The organism is Acidithiobacillus sp. YTS05, assembly GCF_024396695.1.
Classification (GTDB): domain Bacteria; phylum Pseudomonadota; class Gammaproteobacteria; order Acidithiobacillales; family Acidithiobacillaceae; genus Igneacidithiobacillus; species Igneacidithiobacillus copahuensis.
This window is the reverse complement of sequence record NZ_CP094359.1, coordinates 2601032-2622991: the sequence shown is the minus strand read 5'-3', so window position 1 is coordinate 2622991 and position 21960 is coordinate 2601032. Positions and strand designations below refer to the sequence as shown.

Below are 21960 nucleotides of genomic sequence, written 5' to 3'. Positions count from 1 at the left end.
GTTTCCCTGTTTCTTGAAAGATTGGGAGTGGAGAGGGTGGCAAAGTGCGCAGTTAAACAATTTACTAGGGGAGTTTTGATCCTCCTGATCACTTTGCTGTGTCTGCCCCCCGTTGCTCTGGCGGGCGAAGTCTTCTCCCCCCTGATGGGGAGTTCCTCTTCGTTTCTGGCTCCAGCCAAAGCCTTTCAATTCCGCGCGCACATGGCACCACAGAACGAACTGGTGCTGCAGTGGGTGGCAGCCAAACACTATCACCTATATCGCAACCGGATTCAGGTGCACGTGACACCTGGCACCGTACGGCTGGGACCCTACACCCTGCCACCAGGAAAACCCATGCACATTCCTGGGGTGGGCACCTTGGCCGTCTACGAGGGAGACACCACCAGCGTTCGCGTGCCGCTCCATTTCCAGGGTCAGCCCCCGAAACAGATTCAGGTGACCAGCAGCTTTCAGGGTTGTGCCAATGCTGGCGTCTGTTATCCGGTAGAAACCAAGACCTATACGCTTGCGCCTAGCATAGCAACACCCAGTACAGCGGCCGTGGCCACGGTGTCACCTCCGGAGAAGCCACCACTGGTCAAACCCGTAGCGCCCCAGCAGTCGCATGCGGCTTCCGGTAGGTATCGCCAGTTCACTGCAGGGCTACTCGGTAGCCATGCTTTTTGGACATTACTGCTCTTCTTTGTCGCTGGCCTGGGGTTGGCTTTTACCCCCTGCATTTTCCCCATGATCCCGATTTTGTCCTCCCTGGTGGTCGGGCACGTAGAGGACCAGATGACGGCAAGACAGGCCAGACTGCATGCCTTCTGGATTTCCTTGGCATACGTGCTGGGGATGTCCCTAACGTACGCCATTGCCGGGGTACTGGCTGCGGTTACGGGATCCTATCTGCAGGCATTCTTTGAAAGCCCATGGGTACTCGGGAGCTTCAGCGCCCTATTCGTCTTGCTGGCATTGTCCATGTTCGGCTTTTACGAACTGCAGATGCCGACTGCCATCCAATCTCGTCTCTCCCGCTATGGAAAGGGTGGGCATTTTACCGGCGCTTGGCTAATGGGGGTCCTCTCCGCGCTGATCGTCGGCCCCTGCGTTGCCGCACCGTTGGCCGGCGCCCTCCTGTTTATTGCCCATACTGGCAATGTGTTACTGGGAGGCTTGGCACTGTTTCTTCTTGCCTTGGGGATGGGGGTTCCCTTGCTGGTCATCGGGACTTCGGCCGGGCATTTCCTACCCAAGGCCGGTGCCTGGATGAATGGAGTCAAGGCCATTTTTGGGGTCGTTTTGCTCGGGGTGGCGATCTGGTTTCTCACGCGCATTGTTCCCGGTAATGTCGCTCTTGCCCTGTGGGCAGCACTGGCGATCGTTTCCAGCGTCTATCTGGGTGTATTTGGTTCTCACTACGCACCTACCGGATGGCAACAGTTCCGCCGAGGACTCGGATTGCTGGCCTTGGTGTTCGGGGTTGCCCTGTTCATAGGTGCTTTGGGGGGAGGTTCTCAGGTGCTCCAGCCGCTCGCACCGTTCGTACAGCATGACTTGCCACTCCCGGGGGAGCAACAAACCAGTACGCCGCACTTCACTTTGGTTCGCAGCTTGTCGCAATTGCGATCGGCGCTGGCCGCAGACAAGGGCCATCCCGTCCTGGTGGACTTCTGGGCAAAATGGTGCGTGGAGTGTCAGCGGATGGATGTGGAAACCTATGACAATCCCCGAGTGGAGAGCGCGTTGCGGCCTTTGTCCCTGATTCGTGTGGATGTAACGGCGAATGACAGCCAGTCATCCGCACTCCTGCACCATTTCCAACTCTTCGGCCCACCAGCGGTTTTGCTGGTAAACCCAGACGGTCATCTCGTCGGGCAATATGAGGGCTATGAGGGTCCTAACACGTTGCTACGCCATTTGCAGGAAAAGTTGGGGACAACGGGGAATGACCGTTGATTTTTATGTATGCACAAGGAGCACAACCATGCGCAAACACTCAGTGATAACAGCCGTCGTAGGCACGATGCTGGCGGCAGCTTTTTCTTCTCCGGTGGCACTGGCAGCGACCGTTTCCAGCTCCCTGCCACCCATGGCCCAAGCCAGCTATTGGGCAACGATCGGACAGCGTCTCACCTACATTCAGGAAGGGCACAGAGGGCCCATCATTTACGATTTCTTTGACCCGAACTGCCCTTATTGCCATGGCATGTACAACGAGGAGCAGCCCCTGATTCGCTCCGGGAAGCTCACGGTACGCTATGTTCCGGTGGCCTATTTGATGCCCAGCAGTACACCGGAGGCGGCCGCGATTCTGCAGTCTTCGCATCGATTGTCTGCGCTCCGGCATTTCGAAGTGCTGGCGGGTAAAAGTTTTGCGGCTCCCTTGGCAGCGAGCGGGCCAGTTGGTCTTCCCACAGCCAAACCGACTCCTCAGACCATTCACGCGCTGCAAGTCAACATGGCCGTGCTGCAAAGCACCCATTCCATGGGGGTCCCAGCCATTCTCTATCAGCGCAAGAGCGGTGCCACGGGCTTACTGCCCGGCATGGTTTCCCGCGGGGAACTGCTGACCCTACTTCCTAATCTCAAATAGAACTTCCGGGAGACGTGAATGCGAATGAATCGATGGATGAACAATCAGCGGGCGCAATGGATCCTGGGAGGAGTGCTCACCTTCGGCTTCTTCCTCCTTACCCCAAACCTCGCCTTTGCGAAGACTTCGGGCACTGCTCCCAAAATGACAGCCAGTTCTTTTTGGAATCAATTTTTGCCGCACCACGTCACCTATATTCAGGACGGCCATGCAGGTCCGATAATTTACGATTTTCAGGATCCCAATTGTCCTTATTGCCATGTGATGTATGAACACGAGGCACCCTTGATTCGGGCTGGAAAATTGACGGTGCGATATGTACCGGTCGCCTTCCTCACCCCCCAAAGTCCGGCCGAAGCGGCGGCCTGGCTGCAGTCACCGCACCCGTTGCAGGCCCTCAAGCACTTTGAAACCATTGTTGGTCCAGCGTTACGCAGCGGGAGTTATCGTTCCTTGCCGAAGGTAACCCCAACCGCTGCAACCCGGAAAAACCTGCGGCAGAATCTGGATATTATGGGCGAGGCGGGCTTCGAAGGTACTCCCGCGATCTTGTTTCGTGCCAAAGATGGAGCTATCGGACGCATCCCAGGGGCCATTTCTGAAGCCAGCTTGAAAAAACTGTTACCACATTTATGGCACGGGCACGATTGACCCAATGTACCCCGTTATATCGACAACACGCAAGAAGGAGTAATACCATGGAACACAGCAAAGTAGCCAAGACAATCGCCAGTGCGTTTCTCGCCAGTTGCTTGGCCGGTGGCACCATAACCACATTGGCTAACGCCGACACCATGGCCCCGCCCATGGGCAAAACGCAGTCCGCAGCAAAATCCCAGGGAGGTATGATGCGCCATGGCTGCAGCGGTAAACGCAAAGCCTATGAGAACAAAGGGGGAATGATGCGTCATGGTTGTAGTGGCGTAAAAAAGAAATCCACCATGTAAGGTACTTTGCCGGATTCCGGTTCTCGCAGGAATCCGGCGACGAACTGGTTTAGAGTACCATGCACGCTTCCACAGGAATCGGGCTTCGGGCTCCTCACGTCGAGGGGATTCTGCTCACGCAGCCCGACGTTAGTGTCCTGGAGGTCTACAGCGAGGATTATCTGGGGGCCGATCGAACCTGGCTGGCAGAGCTGGAGGCGGTGCGCGCGCGTTATCCGATCACCCTGCACGGAGTAGGACTTTCCATCGGCTCCAGCGACCCATTGAATACGAGCTATCTAAAGAGACTACGTACTCTAATCCATCAGATAGATCCTCTTCGGGTCTCGGACCATCTTGCTTGGTCTTCACTGGATGGCCAGTATTTCAGTGATCAGTATCCCCTTCCTCGACAATCCGTTGTGTTGCGGCACCTGGTGTCTCGCATAGGAATGGTACAGGATTTTCTGCAATGTCCTTTGCTCCTGGAGAATATTGCTTATTATCTCCCGCCGAATGGACGAGACGACTACTCAGAGGCGGATTTTTTGCGGGAGTTGGTATCGCAGTCCGGCTGCCAACTACTGCTGGACGTCGAGAACCTGCGAATCAATTGTGACAACCATGGAGGGGATCCATGGGCTTTGCTGGGTGGTTTGCCCATACCAGCAGTTACCGAAATTCATGTTGCCGGCGGTGAGCAGGTGCAGGTGGATGGAACGGTTCTCTCCGTCGACACCCACAGTCGTGTCCCCGGAAAACAGGCCCGGACTCTCTTTGCATTCGCATGCGCGCGCTTTCCCGATGCCATTCGCATTCTGGAATGGGATGCCGACCTGCCCTCGTTGTCCGAGTTGGTAAGGACAGCACAATCTCTGGAATCCGCAGTATGAATGGTAATAGGGAAGCATTACTTCGCTGGCAGCGAGATTGGGCTAACCGAATTCTGCAGTCGGTAGACGATGAACCCTCTGCTCCGGCGTTGTCTTTCTACCGACAAAGTATGCAGAACCGATTGGCGGATTCCTTGGCCAACATTTACCCAGCGGTTGCCGACATGGCCGGCGTCGGCCCATTCAACCAGTTAGCAGACAGCTATCGAGGACTCTATTTACCCAGTGATCCGGACCTGATGCTCTACGGGGAGCACTTGGGTCCTTTTCTGATTTCTCGTGGGAAGAGTCTGCAACATCTTGGGGAGATTGCGCGTCTGGAATGGTTTCTTCATCGATGCAATCTGGAATGTTGCCACCCATTGGTTCCGCGAGAACGAGAACCCGCGCTGTTCCTGGGACGTGCATCTGGTCAAGCCATTTACCTGGATCGCCTCCCACGCCTGTTTCGCTCCCACTGGGTAACCTACGAAGAGGTGACTCGTTATCATGATCTCCCGGATTGGACTCAAGGAGATTTACACAGACATGCTTGGTTGGGTATCGGCATGATTCCCACAGATCAGGGACCAATCTATTGGATTTTGCCTGCCGGGTCCTATGTTTTTCTAAACCAGCTTTGTACCGGGAAATCACTCGAAGACGCTCTGCAGTGGGGACTCTATGCTGATCCCGGTGGACAGTACCAACAAATTCTCGAGTCTTGCCAACGTGCTGGACTCATTCGAGTCGGTTGATACCGAAACGCTCTGCCACGATCCGTAATCTTGGAGGACAAATGAACAAGGCCTGGTTTTTTAACATTTCCGGGTGGATATCAATTGTTTCTCTTGGTCTGACGTTCTTTCTGTCGTCATCAGCAATTGCAGCTACGCCTCAAAGCGCTTTTGACCACATCGAACACTCCTTCGATCTCCCGCCGAAAGCCCTGCCCATTCAGACTATCGTCCAAAAATTGCGCCATGCGGATACCTTTCTCGTGGGCAACCGTGGTCCAGAGCTGACCGCTTTCATGGATCCGAACTGCATCTGGTGTCACCGGTTCTACGAAAAGGCCATGCCCCTGGTACGCGCTGGGAAACTCCATCTGCGGGTGGCTCTCGTTGGCTTTCTGAAGCCCACCAGCGCTGCCAAAGCGGCAGCTATTTTAGCTGCCAAAAACCCAGCGCAGGCGCTAGCTTTCGATGAATCGCATTTCAACGTTATTACCGAGGAAGGGGGCATTCGTCCTGACTACCAAGCACCCTTGGCGATCCGTCGAGCGGTGTCGGACAACACACAGCTGCTTGCCGAAACCGGCGAGGAGGCGACCCCAACGCTGCTCTATTATACCAAGGCGAAACGATGGCACCTCCAACATGGGCTCGGGCTGCTCGGACTGCATAACATTCTGGCAACGATCGCATGAAGAAGCGCCTCCGCCTGCGATGGCGTTGGGGACTTGCTGTGGCATTGGGTGCTTGTTGGCCATTAGCCTTCGCACCCTTTGATCTCTCCTTCCTGACCATTGTCCTCCTGCTGGCCCTATTTTGGCTCAGTGATGCGGTCACACCAAGCGCTGCCGCAACGATAGGATTCGCGTTTGGCTTCGGGGCCTTTGCAGCCGGGATCTATTGGTTAGCTATACCGCTTCATAATTATGCGCACATGAGTTGGTTGTTGTCTGCGGCCGCCGTTGCTCTGCTGGCACTCTACTGCGCTATTTATCCATCCCTTTCCCTGTGGGTAGCCGCGAAGTGGTGGGCGCATAGCAGACTCTTCGCGCTTCCCTTTCTGTGGATAGGAGCGGAGTGGCTTCAAGCCCATCTCTTCACCGGGTTTCCCTGGCTTGCCACCGGATACAGTCAGACCTGGAGTCTCCTGGGGGGATGGGCTCCGCTCCTGGGCCAATACGGTGTGGGCCTGGCAACTGCCGGCGTGGCTGCTTTGCTTCTTTTCCTTATCCGCCATCGGGCTAACCGCAGGAAGGCCGTCGCCGCAATCGGTGGAATTACGCTCGCAATCCTGGAGAAAATGAGATCTTGGTCACCTATTCTGTGCCTTTACGGTAAAAACTCTCTCGTGGCTTGCATTATTTTGGAAGGGTCCAGGACTCTTCCTTTTTTCTCAGTGAGTCCAGAAATCGGGGGATCCCCTCTTTCGCAATGAGCCGTCCGTAGGAGTCCCGGTAGGTGAGGTTCATGCAAACACCATCGATAAAGACATCGTAAACCCTCCAACCGGATCTTTCCTTGATGAAACCGTAACTGACAGGAATATTTCCACGCCCCTCGGTTTGCACGATTTCGGTATCGACCTCTGCTATAGGTGGATTATGAGATACCTCTATACTGTTCAAAATACGGACCGTTTGTCCGGAGTATTTGCTAAATGCCGTCATGTAAACTTGAACCAATTGTCTCCGGTACAAATCTATAAACTCTCTCTGTTGATTTGGCGTCATTTGATCCCAATACTGGGCCAGAACCATTTTGGACATGAGAGTAAAATCAACGTATGGAACTATCATATCTTCGATTTGTTTTTGCTCGGACTCAGAGAGTCGTTGCCCTTGATGAGTCTGTAACGTATGTATTACCTGTTCGGTGATGCTTTGCATGATGGATTTTGGGGTTTCAAGCTCGTCGGCAAAAACAGTAGCGACCGAAACCATAAGAAAAACAGCGCTAATTATTGCCGATATTATTCTTATCTTGAAAAGAAGTGAAACGCTGATTCTAGTCATTGAATCTGTCTCCTGTCGTTGGAATGATGCGTTGGTGTCTATAAAGAAAAAATAATCGGGGATCTCCATGGTGCTAGACTCTGACCGCGAGACGGCAATGGGGGTTCTCGGGATCTTTTGGGATAAGGCTGGAAACAACCAGCTTGCAAAATGTTCCGTTTTCATATGGTCTCTCCCTCCCTTCAGTTTTCTCCCACGCTGTCCTTCCAACGGTCAGTCTCCGCGATTGGCATTCGGCCCAAAGCTGAGGCGCTCGCGTTTGCGCAGGATACGTTCGACTATCCAGCCGCCGAAGATATAGGCCAAGGCGCGGATGAGGGGCAGAAACCAGGTAGGCGGCAGGGTTTCGCTGGCGGCGTGCAAATCGTGCATTAAGGCTGGATCAAGGGGGCCCGAGATCCCTGCCCCAAGTAGGACGGCCGTTAGCAGGACCACCACCCAGGCACCACAATAGTTGCGTAGGACGCTATAAATCAGGCGATAGACAAGGGCAACCAGGAGCAAACTGATGGCTGTCTCTATGATCCAGACCCGCAACATACCTCTCCCCCCTATTGCATGCGATGACGGAAGAGCCACGCAGCGGCGCTCATACTCAGTACCGCGATGATGGCCAAGGGCCAATACTGGCTCCACAGGTCCCGCAGCCCATCTCCCTCTAAAAACACCCCGCGTACGATCACCAAAAAGTAGCGCATGGGATTGGCATAGGTGAGGTCTTGGACCAGTTCCGGCATGTTGGCGATGGGGGTGGCGAAGCCCGAGAGGATGATGGCCGGCACCAAAAAGAGAAAGGCGCCGAGCAGCCCCTGTTGCTGGGTCATGGACAGTGACGAAATCATCAAACCGATGCCGACGGCGGCAAAGAGAAAGAGCAGCATCCCCAGGGCAAGGGCAAAGACGCTCCCGATGAACGGAACGCCAAACCAGAACACCGCCACCAAAGAAATGAAGGTGCCCTCCACGGCGCCCACGAGAATGCCCGGCAGGGCCTTGCCCGCCAAGATCTCCAGGGGCGTCATGGGAGTAACGAGTAGCTGATCGAAGGTCCCTTGCTCCCGTTCCCGGGCTACCGAGAGCCCCGTCACCAGCAATGTCACCACCAGGGTGAGTAGAGCGACGATACCGGGGACGATAAACCAGCGCGACAGCAGGTTGGGGTTGAACCAGGCGCGGGCGACCAACTGCGCCGGTGGGCTGCCCCAGTGGTGGTCCCGTGCCCAGCGCTCGTCAAAGGAGAGCAGGATGCTGTTGACATAGTTGAGGGCAATGGTAGCGGTGTTGGAATTGCGGCCGTCGATGATCACCTGCACCGGCGCCGGCCGATGTTGCAAGAGATCCTCGGTGAAATCGGGGCCGATCTGCAGCACGAGCAGGGCCTTTTCGCGATCGATGAGGGGGGCGATCTGGCTTTCGTGGGTGATGGTCGCCACCTGCTGAAAAGCGCGCGAACCCTGAAAATAGCCGAGCAGTTCGCGAGAGGCAAAGCCGCTGTCCTGGTTATAAACGGCGTAGGGAATGTGGTCGAGATCGAAGGTGGCGGCGTAGCCAAAGACCAAGAGCTGAATAACGGGTGGCCCAATAAGGACGAAACGACTTTTCTTGTCCCGCAAAATGGCGAGAAATTCCTTGATCACCAAGGCCCAGATGCGCGCCAGCATCAGTCCAGCCTCTTGTGCGAGCGGCGCAGGGTCACGCCCAGAAAAAAGATGGCCATCAGCAACAGGGCAAGGCTATTCCAGAGGATGATGGACCAGACGTTACCGGCAAGGAACAGGGTCTGGAGAATGCTCACGAAATAGCGCGCAGCGACGATATGGGTAATCACCTGGATGGCCGTCGGCATGGACGGGATGTAAAAGATGAAACCCGAGAGGATGAAGGCCGGCAGGAAGGTGACGATGATGGCAATCTGCCCCGCTACGAACTGGTTGCGTGCCACGCTGGAGATGAGTAGCCCCATGCCCAGGGCGACCAGCAAGAAGAGGGTCGAGGCGAGCAGCAGGATGGCAAAACTGCCGCGCAGGGGAACAGCAAAGAGCCAAACCGCCAAAGCCACCGAGAGCAGCATGCCGCCCATACCCATAAAGTAGTAAGGAATCAGCTTGCCGAGCAGAATCTCGGCCATTTGCGCCGGGGTTGCCATGAGTGCCTCCATGGTCCCCCGCTCCCACTCGCGGGCTACCACCAGGGCGGTGAGTAGGGCGCCAATCAGAGTCATGATGACCGCAATCAGTCCCGGCACCAGATAGTCTCGACTGCGCAGGGCGGGGTTGAACCAGATCCGATCCTTGCCATCGACCGGGACGATCAAGGGATGTCCGGCCGCCAGTGCGCGTTGTTGTAACCAATTCTGCCAGACCCCTTGCAGGTAGCCTTCAGCGATACGGGCATTGTTGGCATCCACGCCGTTGACAAAGACCCCGATGGAGGCGGTATTCCCCTGCAGAATTTGGCGGCTGAAATTGGAACGCAGCCAGACGATACCATCCACCCGTCGTTCCATGAGGGCGGCCTGCGCCTGTTGCATGCTGGGGAACAGTTTCGGCGCAAAATAGAAGGACTGCTGCAGGCCGCCAACAAAGGCGCTGGTTTCTGCCGTTGGCTGGTCCACCACCACCGCCAGGGGAATGTGGCGGGCATCGAGGGACACCCCATAACCGAAGAGAAAGAGCAGGAACACCGGTAGAAAAAAGGCGATGGCGATGGCCGAGGGATCGCGCAGGATCTGCAGGAACTCTTTGCGGATGAGTCCGCGCAGGCGCCGGGAGTTCACGAGGCCCTCCGGATCTGGCTCTCATAGGCTTCGATGAGCTTGATGAAGGCATCTTCCATACTCGGGTCCGGGTGTTCTGGGCTTTTGGCCTGCGCCCGTAGCTCGGCGGGGCTGCCCTGCGCGAGGATTTCCCCCAAAGACATCAAGACCAGTCGATCGCAGTATTCCGCTTCGTCCATGAAGTGGGTGGTGATGAGCACCGTCACTCCCTGTGCCGCCAGCGCATTGATGCGCTGCCAGAACTCCCGGCGCGCCAAGGGGTCCACCCCCGAAGTCGGCTAGTCCAAAAACAGGATGGGCGGTTCGTGGAGGAGGGCACAGGCCAAAGCCAGGCGCTGTTTGATGCCCAGGGGCAGGTTGTCGGCATTGACGGGGCCGTAGGGAGCAAGCTGAAACTCCTCGCGCACGCGGGCAATGGCCGCAGCCCGTTGCTTGCCGCGCAGGCCATAGGCGGCAGCAAAAAAGGCGAGATTCTGATCGACGCTGAGGTTGCCGTAGAGGGCGAATTTTTGCGCCACATAACCGATGCGAGCGCGGGCAGCGCTGCTTGCCCGGCGCATGTCGACTCCGGCCACGCGCAGGGTACCGGCAGAGGGTGACAAAAGACCGCAGAGCATGCGAAAGGTCGTGGTTTTGCCGGCGCCGTTGGCCCCCAATAGACCAAAGATTTCTCCGCGGCGCACGCTAAACGTGCTGCTTTTGACCGCCTCGAAGTGCCCAAAGAACTTGCGTAAGCCCTCCACTTCCACCACCGCCTCAGCAGCCTTACCATCGGTGATGGTCGTAGTTGTCGGAGCCGTGTTGACCGTCGCCGTCGTTCCCGAGCCCAAGAGTTCTACAAAGGCATCCTCGAAGGCTGGTGATATGGGCTCCCACTGCTCGTCGGCGGCAGGTGTCACCGGCTCCGGCCCGGTAAGCACGCGGATGCCGTCGGCAACGATCCGCGCATCCCGTACCCCCGGGCGCTGCTGCAAAGACTCGCGTAGGGCGCGGCGCCGCATTTCGTGGTGGCGTACCAAAAAGCACCTCCCGCGCAGAGGATCGGTGAAGCTCTGCGGGTTCCCCTGCCGGAGCAACTTGCCCTCGTGGAGCAGGACAATGGCATCGCAACGCTCGGCCTCGTCAAAATAGGCGGTGCTCATCAAGACCGTCGTTCCAGCGCCGCGCAGGCTCTGGATGATCTCCCAGAGCTCGCGACGGGCGATGGGATCTACTCCCACGGTGGGCTCGTCGAGAAGCAAGAGCTGAGGTGCCCGCAGCAAGGCGCAGGCCAAGCCCAGCTTCTGCTTCATACCACCAGAGAGGGCTCCGGCGCGCCGCTTGCCAAAGGGCCCCAGCGCCGTCAGCTTCAGGAGATCCTGTTGGCGGTTGCGCGCCTGCTCCGGTGCAAGTCCCTGTAAGTCGCTGTAGAGATCGAGATTCTCCTGCACCGTGAGGTCTTCGTAGAGGCCGAAGCGCTGGGGCATGTACCCAATCTTCTCCTGCAGATCCGTCGTGCCGGTGCTGAGCTCCTGGCCAAAAAGAAATACCTTGCCTTCGCTGGGGCGCAGGAGGCCCGCAGCGAGGCGGATGAGGGTGGTCTTGCCGGCCCCGTCGGGTCCCAGCAGACCCGTCACTTGGCCAGGGGTGAGTTCCAGGTTCAGGCCATCGAGGGCGAGGACCGCATCCTTGCCGCGCTGGAAGCGCTTGCGCACCCCCGCAAAGCGTAGGGGGCTGGTAGTGGGCGTCTCAGTGGCCACAGGGGTGCTCGGAGCGGGCCTGGGGCTGGTTGTTCTGCAGGGGGATCTGCACCGTTACCGGCATACCCAGGCGCAACTCGTGTTGCGGATTGCAGGCATAGACCCGCACTCGGTAAACGAGCTCCGTGCGTAGTTCCGCGGTTTGCACCGTCTTGGGGGTGAACTCCGCCGTTGGCGAGATGAAGCCCACCCATCCCGCAAACCGCTTACCGGGGAAGGAGTCGCTTATGATCTGCGCCCGCATGCCCAGCCGCACTTTGCCCAAGGCCGTCTCCGGCAGATAGGCGCGCACCCAGACCGGGTTGTCGAGGGCCAGGGTAAAGACCGGGGTGGCTGGCGAAACCATGTCGCCGGGTTCGACAATGCGGTCCTGGACGACCCCATCTTCCGGTGCATAGAGCTTGGTGTCCCGCAATTCCCGCTCCGCCAGGGCCAGAGCCGCGCGGTCGGCCTGGAGTTGAGCCCGGGCTGCGGCGATGTCTTCCTTACGCGGTCCTTTGACAGCGAGAGCCAGGGCTTGTTGGCTTCGTTCCAGATCGGCGCGCGCCGTCTTCAACGCAGCGGCGGCATTATCGAGGCTCTGTTTGGGAACGTACTGTTCGGCCGCCAGAGCCTTTTGGCGCCGCCAGGTGACCTCGGCATTCTCCAGGGTCGCCCGGGCGGCCGCTACTTGAGCCCGGGCTTCGGCGATCTCCTCCGGGCGGGAACCCGCCAATAGGCGCGCCAAAACCTGCTCCTGGGCCGCTACCGCGGCCCGATCCCGAGCGACGGCATCCTGGAAACGCACGGGGTCCAACTCCGCCAACAACTGTCCCCTTCGGACGCGGTCGCCTTCCTGGACGAGCAAGCGTTGCACGCGTCCGCTGTCGTTGAAAGCTGCCTGTACCTGGCGAATGTCGATGTCGCCGTAGATCGTCAGGATATGGGGATTGGCTACCGGACGGTGGGTCCACCAGTAGGCCACCCCAGCGCCAGTGACCAAAAGCAGAAGCAGCAGGAGGAGGCGTTTCTTTTTGCTGGCCATGACAAGCTTCCTTTCTGATGGTGTCTTCAATCCGTTTGCAGCAGACCGTTCACGGCCTGCAGATCCTGCAGATCCAGTTGTCCGGCGGCTGCTTTCAACTGGACGCGCGCGAGCACCTGATTGTAGAGGGCGACGTTGTAGTCCTGCTCGGCGCGGATGTAGTCCGTGGCCGTCTGCAGCAGGTCGATGATGGAGCGCGTGCCCACCTCATAACCCTTGCGGGTACCCTCCAGGGAAATCTTTGCCGACTCCACGGCCGCCTTGGCCGAGGCCAACTGAGCCACGCTGTCCTTGAGGTTGAGGAAAGCCGTCTGCGTATCCAGCCGTACCCGATCGCGCACGCTGCCGACGTGATCCACCTGCGCCACGCTGAGGGCTTGGGCCTTCTGCACCCCACTGGAGATGCTTCCACCTTGATAAATGGGCATGGATAGATTGAGGCTCACCCCCGCCTGATTCTCATTGAATCCCGGAAAGGGATTGCCATGCACATGCTGCGCGATGCCCTGCAGGTCCACCTTGGGCCAGCGCGCCCGCTGCTGGTACTGCACCGCTTCCTGGGCCGTACGCAGCTGCGCCTCGGCCTCGTGCATCAGCGGCTGATCCCGGATGGCCGCCTGAACCCAAGCGTCCATGTCGTCCGGCTTCGGACCTTCGGCGGTAAAGGGCCGGAGATCCTCCAGATGACCAACGGGCGCGTGGGTGAGGCGCTCCAGGCCGCGCTCGGCGACGGACACCGCATTGCGGGCACGGATCCGGTCCGACCGCGCTGCATCGAGGCGCGCTCGGGCCTCACGCACGGCAACGATATCGCCGGTGCCCACCTTCAGGGCCGCCTCCGTCTGCCGGTAGATGCTCTCCAGCAGGCGTCGCTGACGCTCGGCAATACGCTCCTGGGACTGCGCTTCCAGCACCTTGAAATAGGCCGTGGCCACGCGCAGGGCCAACTGCTGCTGCGTGTACAGCAGTGCCGCCGTCTGCGCCTGGATGCGACTGTCGGCTTGACGCAGCGCCACGTAGCTCTGCCCGTCGAAAACCGACTGGGTGAGGGTGACACTGTAACTGTCCGACAGATAGGCCTTGCTCAGGTCGAGCCCGGCAAAGCCGGAAAAGGTGCCCGTGTTGTAGCCCACGCTCGCCCCTAGCCGGAGGTGCGGCAACAGCGCCGCCCGCGCTGCCGGCTTGTCCTGAAGCGTGGCCTGCAACTGCGCGCGCGCCTCAGCCAGGGCCGGATCGCTGCGGTAGGCCTGCTCATAGGCCGAAAGCAGGTTTTCGGCCTGCGCCCCAGTGGCGCTGAAGATAAGCAACGCGGCAAGGAGTACGGCGCGCGGTCGTTTTGGCATGGTGTTCCCCGGTGGCACAAGGCTCTTTTGGTCGTCACATTGGATGTGGACGTCCGAAGTATAGCAGGAGATTGGGCGAGTGCGGCACGAAGTGTGGTCATCTCACTTCTCCGTCCGATCCTGGTGGGCGTAAATCAAGACGGCAAAAAACACCCCTCCCTGCACAAAGCCCAGTAGGGCCTCGATCCCCGCCGACAACATGGCATTGAGGGTGCGCGGTATCCAGTCACCGTTGCCCAAGGTGGTAAAAAATTCGGTGGATATGTACAACGAGAGCAGCAGGTCGTGACCGTTCAGGCACAGGGCCTGCTGCGCGGCATTTGGGCCACTGTACTGAAACAGATGAAAGACCCCATACAGGTCATAGAGCAGTGCAAAGTACAGTAGCGTTACCACCGTGACTTCGAGATATAAGAAAACGATCTGCAATAGATCCAGATGTAGGGAGCGGCGCGCCCGCGAGACATAGAACAACATGAGGTCCAGCAGCAAGAAGCGCACCGCCACAATGAAGATCAAGAGCCCAAACAGCAGATCCCCACGTTGTGCTAAAAAACCTTGGGGATCATCGGCCTTCCACAAGGCAAGCGGCAGGAGGGGGAGCAGTACCAAAGGAATGGCAAAGGGCAAAATCGGGATGAGCCGCATGCGTGCCGCCGCCGCTTGCCGGGCTTTTTCTCCCAAAGGTCCCAAACGGCTCACCAGTCCTCACCCCTTACTGTGTCTATGCCTCAGTTCACGCGGCGTCGAGAGCGGCGGAAAACGCCCGCACTTTCTGGAAGGCCCTCAGTCGCTAGCTCCCAACACGGCAAAGACCGGCTCGGCATCGCCAATGACCTTGGTAGCCATGGCATAGCGCGCAATACGCACCGTTTCTACGACCTTGGCAGCCGGTATCTTCTGTTGCGCAACTTTGTCGGCCATGGCCTGGATGCAGGCATGACTCGACCCAGCCAAGGCCGCCGCGAGGTAAATCAGCGTGCGCGTTTCATCGTCCAGCGCTCCCTCAGCGGGCATGGCGAAGGCGCGAGAACGCATGTGTTCGTGAATCAGATCGGCATCGGCCGCCACCGACTTTTCGATGGCACTGGGTGCACGGCCCATGGCTTGTCGCATACCGGCAAGGATCTGCTCGGGGCTGGGACGGGATGTATCGGACATGCGGGTATTCTCCTTCAGATAGACAGCTTACGCGCGATTTTCCAAAAACAGGGTGTGGTAGAAGGGCTCCACCGGACCCGAAACCACGTAGGGTGCCACCGCCATAAAGGCGTGTTGGAAGCGCGGGTCGAGGTGGGAATTTTCATGATCCCAAACCGATTCCCATACCCCGTGCATCAGGTAGTTGCGCAAGGACCCATAGGGCTCAGTATTGACCAGAATCTCGGTGCTCACCGCCTTGCGATAATCGCGATTGTCGCGGCTGCCGGCTTGCCCTACGCCATTGGGATCATCCTTGGGCTCAAAGGTGTTTTGGGCGACTTTCAGGAGCGGTCCGACCTTGGCCTCCAGCTCGGTGTGCAGTGTGTCGGGAACCATCACGTGATTGATGACGGTGACGAGTTTCCGCTGTGGCGTATCGTCCTGCCGCGTAAGGAACTGGGTAATCGAGGTTAGCGCATCGTAAATTGCATGACGATCACCAGCGATGAGCGTTGCGTAGACCCCCGTCAGCGGCGTGAATTCCAGAGACTCTGACGCGCCGGGAGGCGTGAATTGGACATGCGGGGCGAGACGATTTTGCACCCAAGCATCCAGGTCGGCGCGGGGCATTGCGGCGGCATTGGCAAAGCGCAGGAGTAATACATTGGCATAGGGTAAACGCCCTTCTGATGCCGATTCGACACTCGCCGCGGCCAATATTCCCTTGAATACCGGAGGGTAGTTCTTGACCATGGTGGACTCTCCCTGCATCTGCTTGAGGGTAGCACCCAGAAAGCCTGTCCGTCCTTGCAACTCTTTGCTTAGTACAGTTACGGCCTGTAGTACGGCCTGCTGTTGCGGCGGTGGTACGCGAAACTCCACCACATAGCTCTGGGGAAAGGCGGCGTAACTCGCATCCACGGCTTCCGCGGTGGCGCCGTGGCCCAGCACTGGTGACAGGAGGGCGGCAGCTCCCGCGCCAGTACTCGTCAGCAAAAAGCCCCTTCTATTCATCGTCTACTCCTCCCAATTCCGTTGCTAAGTCTAAGACGTATGAGGCGTACAAAAGATGCATACAACGAGGGTGGCTCTGCAGACATTTTCGGAGGGGGCGGGCCTAACCCTGTCTGGGCCAGTCAGGGAACGCGGGGAACGTGGCAACAGACCTGCCCGGTGTCGGGGCTGAAACGCACGCCAAAACGCAGCAGCAAGACTTGCCGCAGGCGCAGGCGGGCGCGCTGAATACGGGATTTAGCAGCGGGCAAGGACAAACTCTGTTGTTCCGCGTACTCCGCTTGGGGCACGCCTTCCAGATCACAGCGCAGCAGGATATCGCGATCCTCTTCCGATAATTGAGCGAGGGCCGCTGGCAGGCAGCGTGCCAGAGCATCGATGGGAGCTACTTCCATCACATCTTCGGGCAGATCTTCGGGAAGTTCGCTATCCGGCCGCAAGCGCCGCTGGTAATCGATGGCGAGGTTGCGCGCCACCTGAAAGAGCCAGGCGCGGGCATTGTCCACCTGGCAGAACGCCCCGCCCTGACGGAGCAAACGGAGGAATAGATCGTGGAGCAGATCGTCGCAGTCTCCGGGGTCGGCCATGCCCTGCAATTGCCGGCGCAGAAATCGCCGCAATTCTGCCTCGGAGGCTTCCCAAGCTCGCAGCGCGCAGGGCATGGGGCGCGCATCTGCAAGGCTGTCCATGGCGGCTGCGTTATCTTGGATCATCTACACTCCTCGCACTACTCCAATAGTCTGCAGAGTATACTCTTGGCAACGAGGCAGATGTAACGGAAGCGCTGCGTCTACTGTGGTTCCGTGCCTGGAACCAGAAATACCGGCTCCTGGTCGGCGGGCATGGTGGCGAGTTCCGTTGGGGTCATGCGGGCGTAGATCTCCAGAAGATAGCCGGTGGGGTCGCGCAGCCAGAGTTCGTGTAGAGGGGTGCCGCGCCAGGTGCTGCGCGGTGGCTTGACCACCTCGGCACCGGCGGCCACGGCGCGATGGTAGGCGGCAATCACCGCCTCCTTGCTCCGCACTCCCAGGCCCACGTGGTAGAGGCTGTAGGTGTCGAGGGGCTCGTCCCGGTCGTTGACGAGAATCACCAGATTCAGGCAGAGATCGGGGACGATGAAGGTGCTGAAGCGCGCCGTCTGTTGTCTGGGCTCAACCCCGAAAAAGTCCCGATAGAAGGCCGTGCTGCGGGCAAGATCGGTTACCCGGAAGCTCAGATGAAATTCCTGGCGAGCGGGCACCAGGGCAGACAACTCGGTGGACATGCAGTAATCCTCAGGGTTCACTGTGACCAATGCGTTCCAGTTCCGTGCGCAGGCGCTTGGGATCTTCGGCTAGCCATTCGGCAACGGGCAGTTGCAGTAGCGCTTCGATGCGATGACGCAGGATACGATAGGCCTTCGTAAAAGCGGTCTCGATTTCCGCCTCGCTGCCCGTCGCTTTGGCGGGATCGTCGACCCCCCAGTGGGCGCGCAGGGCGGGACCGAGATAGGCCGGGCAGGTCTCACCCGCGGCACTGGCGCAGACGGTGATGACGATATCCGGGGTAGTGGTCAGATCGTCCCAGGATTTGCTGGTGAGACCGGCGGTGGAAAAGCCTTCCCGCTCCAAAAGGGCGATGCTGCGTGGGTGCACAGAACCCACCGGATGGCTGCCGGCGCTGCTGGCGTGGAGCCTGCCCTGGGCAAGGCCATTGAGGGTGGCTTCGGCCAGGATGGAACGGCAGGAGTTGCCGGTGCACAGAAAGAGGATCTCGGGAACTTTCATCGGTGTCACCTCGGTGGGGCGGCGGAAGCGGTGGCTGCTGCGCTGGATTCGGACTCGTCGGGGATAGTGCAGGATTGGGTGCCGCGACAGCAGTTTTCGGTAAGGTAGGCGACCAGGGAGCGCACCACGGGCATCTGCGCCCGGTAGCGCTGGAAACGTCCCTCGCGGTGGACGATGACGAGATCGGCGTGCTGCAGAACCTTGAGGTGAAAGGATACGCCGTTGTGCAGTTGCCCGATCCGTTCGGCAATCTGGCCGGAGAAAAGGCCTTCCGGCTCGTGCTCCACCAGTAGGCGAAAAATGGCGAGCCGCACCGGCGAGGCCAGGGCCTCGAGGCGGGCGACAATGCGATCGCTGTGCTCTTCGGTCATGGGATTCCAATGGTTCAAGTTAGATTGAATTATTGACAAATGTTTTTGGCTCGTCAAGACTACCGGCAATTTCACCCAAGGAGTACAGGATGCTTGCCCTGGCCATCTTCGTTGTGACCCTGATCCTCGTCATCTGGCAGCCCAAGGGACTCCAGATCGGTTGGAGTGCCATGGGCGGTGCGGTCGTCGCCCTGGCCACCGGGGTCATCACCTGGAGCGATATTCCTGTGGTCTGGCATATCGTCTGGGATGCTACCTTTACCTTCGTCGCCCTCATCATCATCTCCCTGATTCTGGACGAAGCCGGTTTCTTCCATTGGGCGGCTCTGCACGTGGCGCGCTGGGGCGGTGGGCGTGGGCGTCGGCTCTTCCCCCTCATCGTCCTGCTGGGGGCGATGATTTCTGCCGTATTCGCCAACGACGGGGCGGCGCTGCTGCTCACCCCCATCGTCATGGCCATCCTGTTGCGGCTCGACTTCTCACCCAAGGCCACCTTCGCCTTTGTCATCGCCACCGGTTTTGTGGCCGATACCACCAGTCTGCCGCTGATGATCTCTAACCTCGTCAACATCGTCAGCGCCAATTATTTCAATATCACGTTTGATCGCTATGCCCTGGTGATGGTACCGGTGGATCTGGTGGCGCTGGCGGCCACCCTGGGGGTGCTCTGGCTTTACTTTCGTCGCTCCGTGCCCGCGTCCTATCCTACCGCCCACCTCGACGCTCCGCGCACGGCCATCCAGGATCCTGTGGTCTTCCGTGCCGCCTTTCCGGTGCTGGTTTTGCTACTAATCGCCTACTTCGTTACCGCGCAGTGGCAGGTACCGGTATCGGTGGTGACGGGGGCTGGGGCGCTGATCCTCCTCGCTTTGGCCGGACGTTGGTTGCAGGGCGGGCGCGGCGCCCGCATTCCCGTACGCAAGGTCTTGCACGAGGCCCCCTGGCAGATCGTGATTTTCAGCCTCGGGATGTATCTAGTGGTCTATGGGCTCAGGAATGCTGGTCTGACCAACTATGTGGCCGTGGCCCTGCAGGCTCTGGCAACACAAGGCACGGCCCTGGCCGCGGTGGGGGCGGGCTTTTTGGCCGCGGCGCTGTCCTCGGTGATGAACAACATGCCGGCGGTTTTGGTGGGCGCCTTGGCCATCCACCAACTGCCGGTGGCCACGGATCCGTTGATACGGGAAACCTTCGTCTACGCCAACATCATCGGTTGCGATCTTGGCCCCAAGTTCACGCCCATCGGCAGTCTGGCCACCCTGCTCTGGCTGCATGTGCTGGGCCGCAAAGGTATGACCGTGACCTGGGGCCAATACATGCGCACCGGACTCCTCATCACCCCGCCGGTACTGTTCCTGACGCTGCTGGCCTTGGCGGCTTGGTTGCCGTTGCTGTAAGGAAAACATATGCAAGACACCCTCCCGCAGCTCGACGCAAACCACTTCCTAGAGGTGGACCAGCAGCGCCTGCTGTCCACCGAAAGGCCCAGCCATCCACCGCGCATCCTGTTGCTCTATGGCTCTATCCGGGAGCGTTCCTACAGCCGCCTCCTTACCTTCGAGGCAGAACGTATCTTGCGCAAGCTCGGCGCGGAGACACGGATCTTTCACCCCCGTAACCTGCCTCTGCCGGACAGCGTCCTCGATACCCATCCCGAGGTCCAAGCCCTGCGCAGCGCGGTGGAGTGGTCGGAAGGACAGGTCTGGTGCTCCCCTGAGCGGCATGGCGCCATGACGGGCGTTTTCAAATCGCAGATCGACTGGATTCCCCTCAATAGTGGTGCCGTTCGACCTACCCAAGGCAAGACCCTGGCACTGATGCAGGTCTGTGGGGGTTCTCAATCGTTTAATACTGTCAATCAGTTACGTATCCTGGGGCGATGGATGCGCATGATCACCATCCCCAATCAGTCGTCGGTACCCAAGGCCTTTCTGGAGTTCGATGAGGGGGGACGCATGAAACCCTCGGCCTACTACGACCGGGTGGTAGACGTCATGGAAGAACTCATGAAATTCACCTGGCTCACTCGCGGCTGCAGTGCCTATCTGACGGATCGCTACTCCGAGCGTCGCGAGTCGGCAGATGCCTTGTCGGCACGCGTCAATCAACGATCTTTGTAGTCATGTGAGTGGGAGGGAAAAACGCAGCCGAAGCAGCTTAACCAGACGTCCAGGGGACCGTCCATGGCGATCTCATAGCTCGTCAAGTTTTCAGGCTCCTCGACATCTCGAATGGATAAGGGGTTATGATTCTCCAACAGAAGGGGCGGCAAGCTGAGGGCAACGATGGACCAAGGGAACCAACTATTCACTCTGGCACTGGGCCTGATTCCACCGTGGGCGGTGGACGAGGTCCAGTTCACGGCGGAGGAAAAGCGCCTGGACCTGCATGTGAACTTCCCAAGGGGTAGCCAGTTTCCTTGTCGGGTCTGTGACCAGGATTGCCCAGTCTATGACACCCAGGAGAAGGTCTGGCGCCACCTGGATTTCTTCCAGCATGCGGCCTACCTCCACGCCCGCGTACCGCGGGTCCAGTGCCCGGAACACTGGGTGCATTTGGTACCTGTCCCTTGGGCGCGGGAAGGCTCAGGATTCACGCTGCTCTTCGAGGCACTGGTCATGGCCATAGTCCGGGAGATGCCCGTGTTGACGGTCGCCCGGTTGATTAGGGAGACAGACCAGCGACTTTGGCGGGTGATCGAGCATTACGTCGCCAGGGCCCGCGAGGCCGCGGTCCTGTCGGAGGTCCACGCCATCGGTGTCGATGAAACCAGCAGCCGACGTGGCCACGACTATATCTCCCTATTTGTGGACCTGGAGGCCAAGCGTTTGGTCTTCGCTACTCCAGGCAAGGATGCCAAAACCTTCGAGCAATTCGCCAAAGATCTGCAGGCCCATGGTGGTAGCGCCGATACCATCACGGAGTTGAGCATGGACCTCTCGCCGGCCTTCCAAAAAGGCGCCGCAGAACACCCGCCCAACGCCCAGATCACCTTCGATCGCTTTCACCTGATGAAGCTCATCAATGAGGCGGTGGATGCCGTGCGTAAAGGAGAGGTCTACTCCCAACCCGACCTGAAAAAGAGCCGCTGGCTGTGGCTCAAGAACCCGGGAAAGCTCTCTGCCAAACAGAACGCCAAGCTCCAGGAACTCCTCAAGCTCCAGAATCTCAAGACGGCTCAGGCCTACCAGTTCCGCCTGACCTTCCAAGAGATCTTCACGATCCAGAATCGCCACCATGGCGCTGTGCTGCTCAAGGCATGGATAGAGAACGCCAAGGCCAGCGGATTACCCCCTCTGGTCAAGGTTGCCTACACCCTGATAAACCATTGGGATGGGGTACTGCGCTGGTTCGAGAGCCAGATCACCAACGGTATCCTGGAAGGCTTCAACAGCCTTCTGCAGTCCGCCAAGGCCAAAGCGCGGGGCTACCGTACCCACAAGAACTTCATCAACATGGCCTACCTGATCCTCGGCAAGCTGGATCTCAGGTTACCCACATGAAACGTCGAGGAACCAGTTTTCAGGCAGTCGCGACAGTATTTTGAGGGGGGATTACGAGAATCGTAACCATACGATTCTTTGAAAATAAATTATGAGCATTCTACCCCTATCGAAAGTTTGTTAACGTAACATTTTAGTTCAGCTAACCACGGAAGCGGC

24 protein-coding genes and 1 pseudogene are annotated in these 21960 nt (G+C 58.7%); 11 read left to right on the top strand and 14 right to left on the bottom strand.

All coding sequences use genetic code 11. The annotated features are described in order from the left end of the window. Positions 1–75: 75 nt before the first annotated feature. The 8 genes from dsbD (at position 76) to MQE22_RS13010 (ending at position 6545) form a co-directional block, all read left to right on the top strand. Complete coding sequence (gene dsbD / locus MQE22_RS13045; protein WP_014002359.1) at positions 76–1941, top strand: protein-disulfide reductase DsbD; 1866 nt, start codon at positions 76–78, stop codon at positions 1939–1941. A gap of 28 nt (positions 1942–1969) precedes the next feature. Continuing rightward, positions 1970–2578 (top strand): thioredoxin fold domain-containing protein, encoded by a 609-nt coding sequence (locus MQE22_RS13040; protein ID WP_226047687.1) that lies wholly within the window; start codon positions 1970–1972, stop codon positions 2576–2578. Positions 2579–2650: 72 nt separating this feature from the next. Then, entirely contained in the window at positions 2651–3229 is a 579-nt protein-coding gene (locus tag MQE22_RS13035) for a thioredoxin fold domain-containing protein (protein ID WP_070113643.1), read from the top strand. A gap of 47 nt (positions 3230–3276) precedes the next feature. Then, entirely contained in the window at positions 3277–3525 is a 249-nt protein-coding gene (locus MQE22_RS13030; RefSeq protein WP_014002357.1) for a hypothetical protein, read from the top strand. 59 nt (positions 3526–3584) lie between these two features. Then, complete coding sequence (locus MQE22_RS13025; RefSeq protein WP_248885530.1) at positions 3585–4397, top strand: MbnB/TglH/ChrH family RiPP precursor modification enzyme; 813 nt, start codon at positions 3585–3587, stop codon at positions 4395–4397. Continuing rightward, positions 4394–5134, top strand: a complete 741-nt coding sequence (locus MQE22_RS13020; RefSeq protein WP_248885529.1) for an HvfC/BufC family peptide modification chaperone — start codon at positions 4394–4396, stop codon at positions 5132–5134. The genes MQE22_RS13025 and MQE22_RS13020 overlap by 4 nt, the downstream gene beginning before the upstream one ends. A gap of 41 nt (positions 5135–5175) precedes the next feature. Beyond that, positions 5176–5805, top strand: coding sequence for a thioredoxin fold domain-containing protein (locus tag MQE22_RS13015; RefSeq protein WP_248885528.1), 630 nt, complete (start codon positions 5176–5178; stop codon positions 5803–5805). After that, the gene (locus MQE22_RS13010) at positions 5802–6545 is read left to right on the top strand and encodes a hypothetical protein (RefSeq protein ID WP_255789797.1); all 744 of its coding nucleotides are present in this window, start codon (positions 5802–5804) and stop codon (positions 6543–6545) included. The genes MQE22_RS13015 and MQE22_RS13010 overlap by 4 nt, the downstream gene beginning before the upstream one ends. On the opposite strand, the gene MQE22_RS13005 is transcribed toward MQE22_RS13010, so the two are convergent. From MQE22_RS13005 to MQE22_RS12935, 14 genes and pseudogenes are all read right to left on the bottom strand, one after another. Next, positions 6469–7287, bottom strand: coding sequence for an MlaC/ttg2D family ABC transporter substrate-binding protein (locus MQE22_RS13005; protein WP_255789796.1), 819 nt, complete (start codon positions 7285–7287; stop codon positions 6469–6471). The genes MQE22_RS13010 and MQE22_RS13005 overlap by 77 nt on opposite strands. Before the next feature lie 48 nt (positions 7288–7335). After that, positions 7336–7662 carry a hypothetical protein gene (locus tag MQE22_RS13000; RefSeq protein WP_255789795.1) on the bottom strand — a complete coding sequence of 109 codons (327 nt, stop codon included), beginning with the start codon at positions 7660–7662 and terminating at the stop codon, positions 7336–7338. A gap of 11 nt (positions 7663–7673) precedes the next feature. Next, positions 7674–8783 carry an ABC transporter permease gene (locus MQE22_RS12995; RefSeq protein WP_255789794.1) on the bottom strand — a complete coding sequence of 370 codons (1110 nt, stop codon included), beginning with the start codon at positions 8781–8783 and terminating at the stop codon, positions 7674–7676. Continuing rightward, positions 8783–9898 carry an ABC transporter permease gene (locus MQE22_RS12990; protein ID WP_255789793.1) on the bottom strand — a complete coding sequence of 372 codons (1116 nt, stop codon included), beginning with the start codon at positions 9896–9898 and terminating at the stop codon, positions 8783–8785. The genes MQE22_RS12995 and MQE22_RS12990 overlap by 1 nt, the downstream gene beginning before the upstream one ends. After that, positions 9895–11637, bottom strand: a pseudogene (locus MQE22_RS12980) (ATP-binding cassette domain-containing protein). Before MQE22_RS12980 ends, MQE22_RS12990 begins: the two are co-directional and overlap by 4 nt. Next, the gene (locus MQE22_RS12975; protein ID WP_255789790.1) at positions 11627–12661 is read right to left on the bottom strand and encodes an HlyD family secretion protein; all 1035 of its coding nucleotides are present in this window, start codon (positions 12659–12661) and stop codon (positions 11627–11629) included. Before MQE22_RS12975 ends, MQE22_RS12980 begins: the two are co-directional and overlap by 11 nt. 26 nt (positions 12662–12687) lie before the next feature. Beyond that, a complete protein-coding gene (locus MQE22_RS12970; protein WP_255789789.1) occupies positions 12688–14004 on the bottom strand; it encodes a TolC family outer membrane protein in 1317 nt (438 codons plus the stop codon). Between the two features lie 102 nt (positions 14005–14106). Next, positions 14107–14706 (bottom strand): hypothetical protein, encoded by a 600-nt coding sequence (locus MQE22_RS12965; RefSeq protein WP_255789788.1) that lies wholly within the window; start codon positions 14704–14706, stop codon positions 14107–14109. 84 nt (positions 14707–14790) lie between these two features. Further along, positions 14791–15165 (bottom strand): carboxymuconolactone decarboxylase family protein, encoded by a 375-nt coding sequence (locus tag MQE22_RS12960; protein ID WP_255789787.1) that lies wholly within the window; start codon positions 15163–15165, stop codon positions 14791–14793. 27 nt (positions 15166–15192) lie between these two features. Continuing rightward, complete coding sequence (locus tag MQE22_RS12955) at positions 15193–16161, bottom strand: hypothetical protein (RefSeq protein WP_255789786.1); 969 nt, start codon at positions 16159–16161, stop codon at positions 15193–15195. Positions 16162–16283: 122 nt separating this feature from the next. Beyond that, complete coding sequence (locus MQE22_RS12950; protein WP_255789785.1) at positions 16284–16874, bottom strand: sigma-70 family RNA polymerase sigma factor; 591 nt, start codon at positions 16872–16874, stop codon at positions 16284–16286. Between the two features lie 77 nt (positions 16875–16951). Then, positions 16952–17425 carry a VOC family protein gene (locus MQE22_RS12945; RefSeq protein WP_255789784.1) on the bottom strand — a complete coding sequence of 158 codons (474 nt, stop codon included), beginning with the start codon at positions 17423–17425 and terminating at the stop codon, positions 16952–16954. A gap of 10 nt (positions 17426–17435) precedes the next feature. Further along, positions 17436–17927 carry an arsenate reductase ArsC gene (locus tag MQE22_RS12940; RefSeq protein ID WP_255789783.1) on the bottom strand — a complete coding sequence of 164 codons (492 nt, stop codon included), beginning with the start codon at positions 17925–17927 and terminating at the stop codon, positions 17436–17438. 5 nt (positions 17928–17932) lie between these two features. Next, positions 17933–18298 carry an ArsR/SmtB family transcription factor gene (locus MQE22_RS12935; RefSeq protein ID WP_004871386.1) on the bottom strand — a complete coding sequence of 122 codons (366 nt, stop codon included), beginning with the start codon at positions 18296–18298 and terminating at the stop codon, positions 17933–17935. Between the two features lie 89 nt (positions 18299–18387). Here MQE22_RS12935 and MQE22_RS12930 point away from each other — a divergent pair, with 89 nt between their 5' ends. The 3 genes from MQE22_RS12930 to MQE22_RS12920 all read left to right on the top strand — a co-directional run bounded on the left by MQE22_RS12930 (position 18388) and on the right by MQE22_RS12920 (position 21801). Beyond that, on the top strand, positions 18388–19695 hold the full coding sequence (locus tag MQE22_RS12930; protein ID WP_255789782.1) for an arsenic transporter: 1308 nt from the start codon (positions 18388–18390) through the stop codon (positions 19693–19695). 9 nt (positions 19696–19704) lie between these two features. After that, positions 19705–20418, top strand: a complete 714-nt coding sequence (gene arsH, locus MQE22_RS12925; protein WP_255789781.1) for an arsenical resistance protein ArsH — start codon at positions 19705–19707, stop codon at positions 20416–20418. A 165-nt stretch (positions 20419–20583) separates the two neighbouring features. Beyond that, positions 20584–21801: an ISL3 family transposase gene (locus MQE22_RS12920; protein WP_255789780.1), complete on the top strand. Its 1218-nt coding sequence runs from the start codon at positions 20584–20586 to the stop codon at positions 21799–21801. Positions 21802–21960 lie beyond the last annotated feature (159 nt).

What these genes read in the sequence shown, in the direction of transcription:
- MQE22_RS13040 (WP_226047687.1), top strand. Translation starts at nt 1,970, where the DNA reads ATGCGCAAACACTCAGTGATAACAGCCGTCGTAGGCACGATGCTGGCG.
- MQE22_RS13030 (WP_014002357.1), top strand. Translation starts at nt 3,277, where the DNA reads ATGGAACACAGCAAAGTAGCCAAGACAATCGCCAGTGCGTTTCTCGCC.
- MQE22_RS13025 (WP_248885530.1), top strand. Translation starts at nt 3,585, where the DNA reads ATGCACGCTTCCACAGGAATCGGGCTTCGGGCTCCTCACGTCGAGGGG.
- MQE22_RS13020 (WP_248885529.1), top strand. Translation starts at nt 4,394, where the DNA reads ATGAATGGTAATAGGGAAGCATTACTTCGCTGGCAGCGAGATTGGGCT.
- MQE22_RS13015 (WP_248885528.1), top strand. Translation starts at nt 5,176, where the DNA reads ATGAACAAGGCCTGGTTTTTTAACATTTCCGGGTGGATATCAATTGTT.
- MQE22_RS13010 (WP_255789797.1), top strand. Translation starts at nt 5,802, where the DNA reads ATGAAGAAGCGCCTCCGCCTGCGATGGCGTTGGGGACTTGCTGTGGCA.
- MQE22_RS13005 (WP_255789796.1), bottom strand. Translation starts at nt 7,287, where the DNA reads ATGAAAACGGAACATTTTGCAAGCTGGTTGTTTCCAGCCTTATCCCAA.
- MQE22_RS13000 (WP_255789795.1), bottom strand. Translation starts at nt 7,662, where the DNA reads ATGTTGCGGGTCTGGATCATAGAGACAGCCATCAGTTTGCTCCTGGTT.
- MQE22_RS12995 (WP_255789794.1), bottom strand. Translation starts at nt 8,783, where the DNA reads ATGCTGGCGCGCATCTGGGCCTTGGTGATCAAGGAATTTCTCGCCATT.
- MQE22_RS12975 (WP_255789790.1), bottom strand. Translation starts at nt 12,661, where the DNA reads ATGGCCAGCAAAAAGAAACGCCTCCTCCTGCTGCTTCTGCTTTTGGTC.
- MQE22_RS12970 (WP_255789789.1), bottom strand. Translation starts at nt 14,004, where the DNA reads ATGCCAAAACGACCGCGCGCCGTACTCCTTGCCGCGTTGCTTATCTTC.
- MQE22_RS12960 (WP_255789787.1), bottom strand. Translation starts at nt 15,165, where the DNA reads ATGTCCGATACATCCCGTCCCAGCCCCGAGCAGATCCTTGCCGGTATG.
- MQE22_RS12955 (WP_255789786.1), bottom strand. Translation starts at nt 16,161, where the DNA reads ATGAATAGAAGGGGCTTTTTGCTGACGAGTACTGGCGCGGGAGCTGCC.
- MQE22_RS12950 (WP_255789785.1), bottom strand. Translation starts at nt 16,874, where the DNA reads ATGATCCAAGATAACGCAGCCGCCATGGACAGCCTTGCAGATGCGCGC.
- MQE22_RS12945 (WP_255789784.1), bottom strand. Translation starts at nt 17,425, where the DNA reads ATGTCCACCGAGTTGTCTGCCCTGGTGCCCGCTCGCCAGGAATTTCAT.
- MQE22_RS12940 (WP_255789783.1), bottom strand. Translation starts at nt 17,927, where the DNA reads ATGAAAGTTCCCGAGATCCTCTTTCTGTGCACCGGCAACTCCTGCCGT.
- MQE22_RS12935 (WP_004871386.1), bottom strand. Translation starts at nt 18,298, where the DNA reads ATGACCGAAGAGCACAGCGATCGCATTGTCGCCCGCCTCGAGGCCCTG.
- MQE22_RS12930 (WP_255789782.1), top strand. Translation starts at nt 18,388, where the DNA reads ATGCTTGCCCTGGCCATCTTCGTTGTGACCCTGATCCTCGTCATCTGG.
- arsH (WP_255789781.1), top strand. Translation starts at nt 19,705, where the DNA reads ATGCAAGACACCCTCCCGCAGCTCGACGCAAACCACTTCCTAGAGGTG.
- MQE22_RS12920 (WP_255789780.1), top strand. Translation starts at nt 20,584, where the DNA reads ATGGACCAAGGGAACCAACTATTCACTCTGGCACTGGGCCTGATTCCA.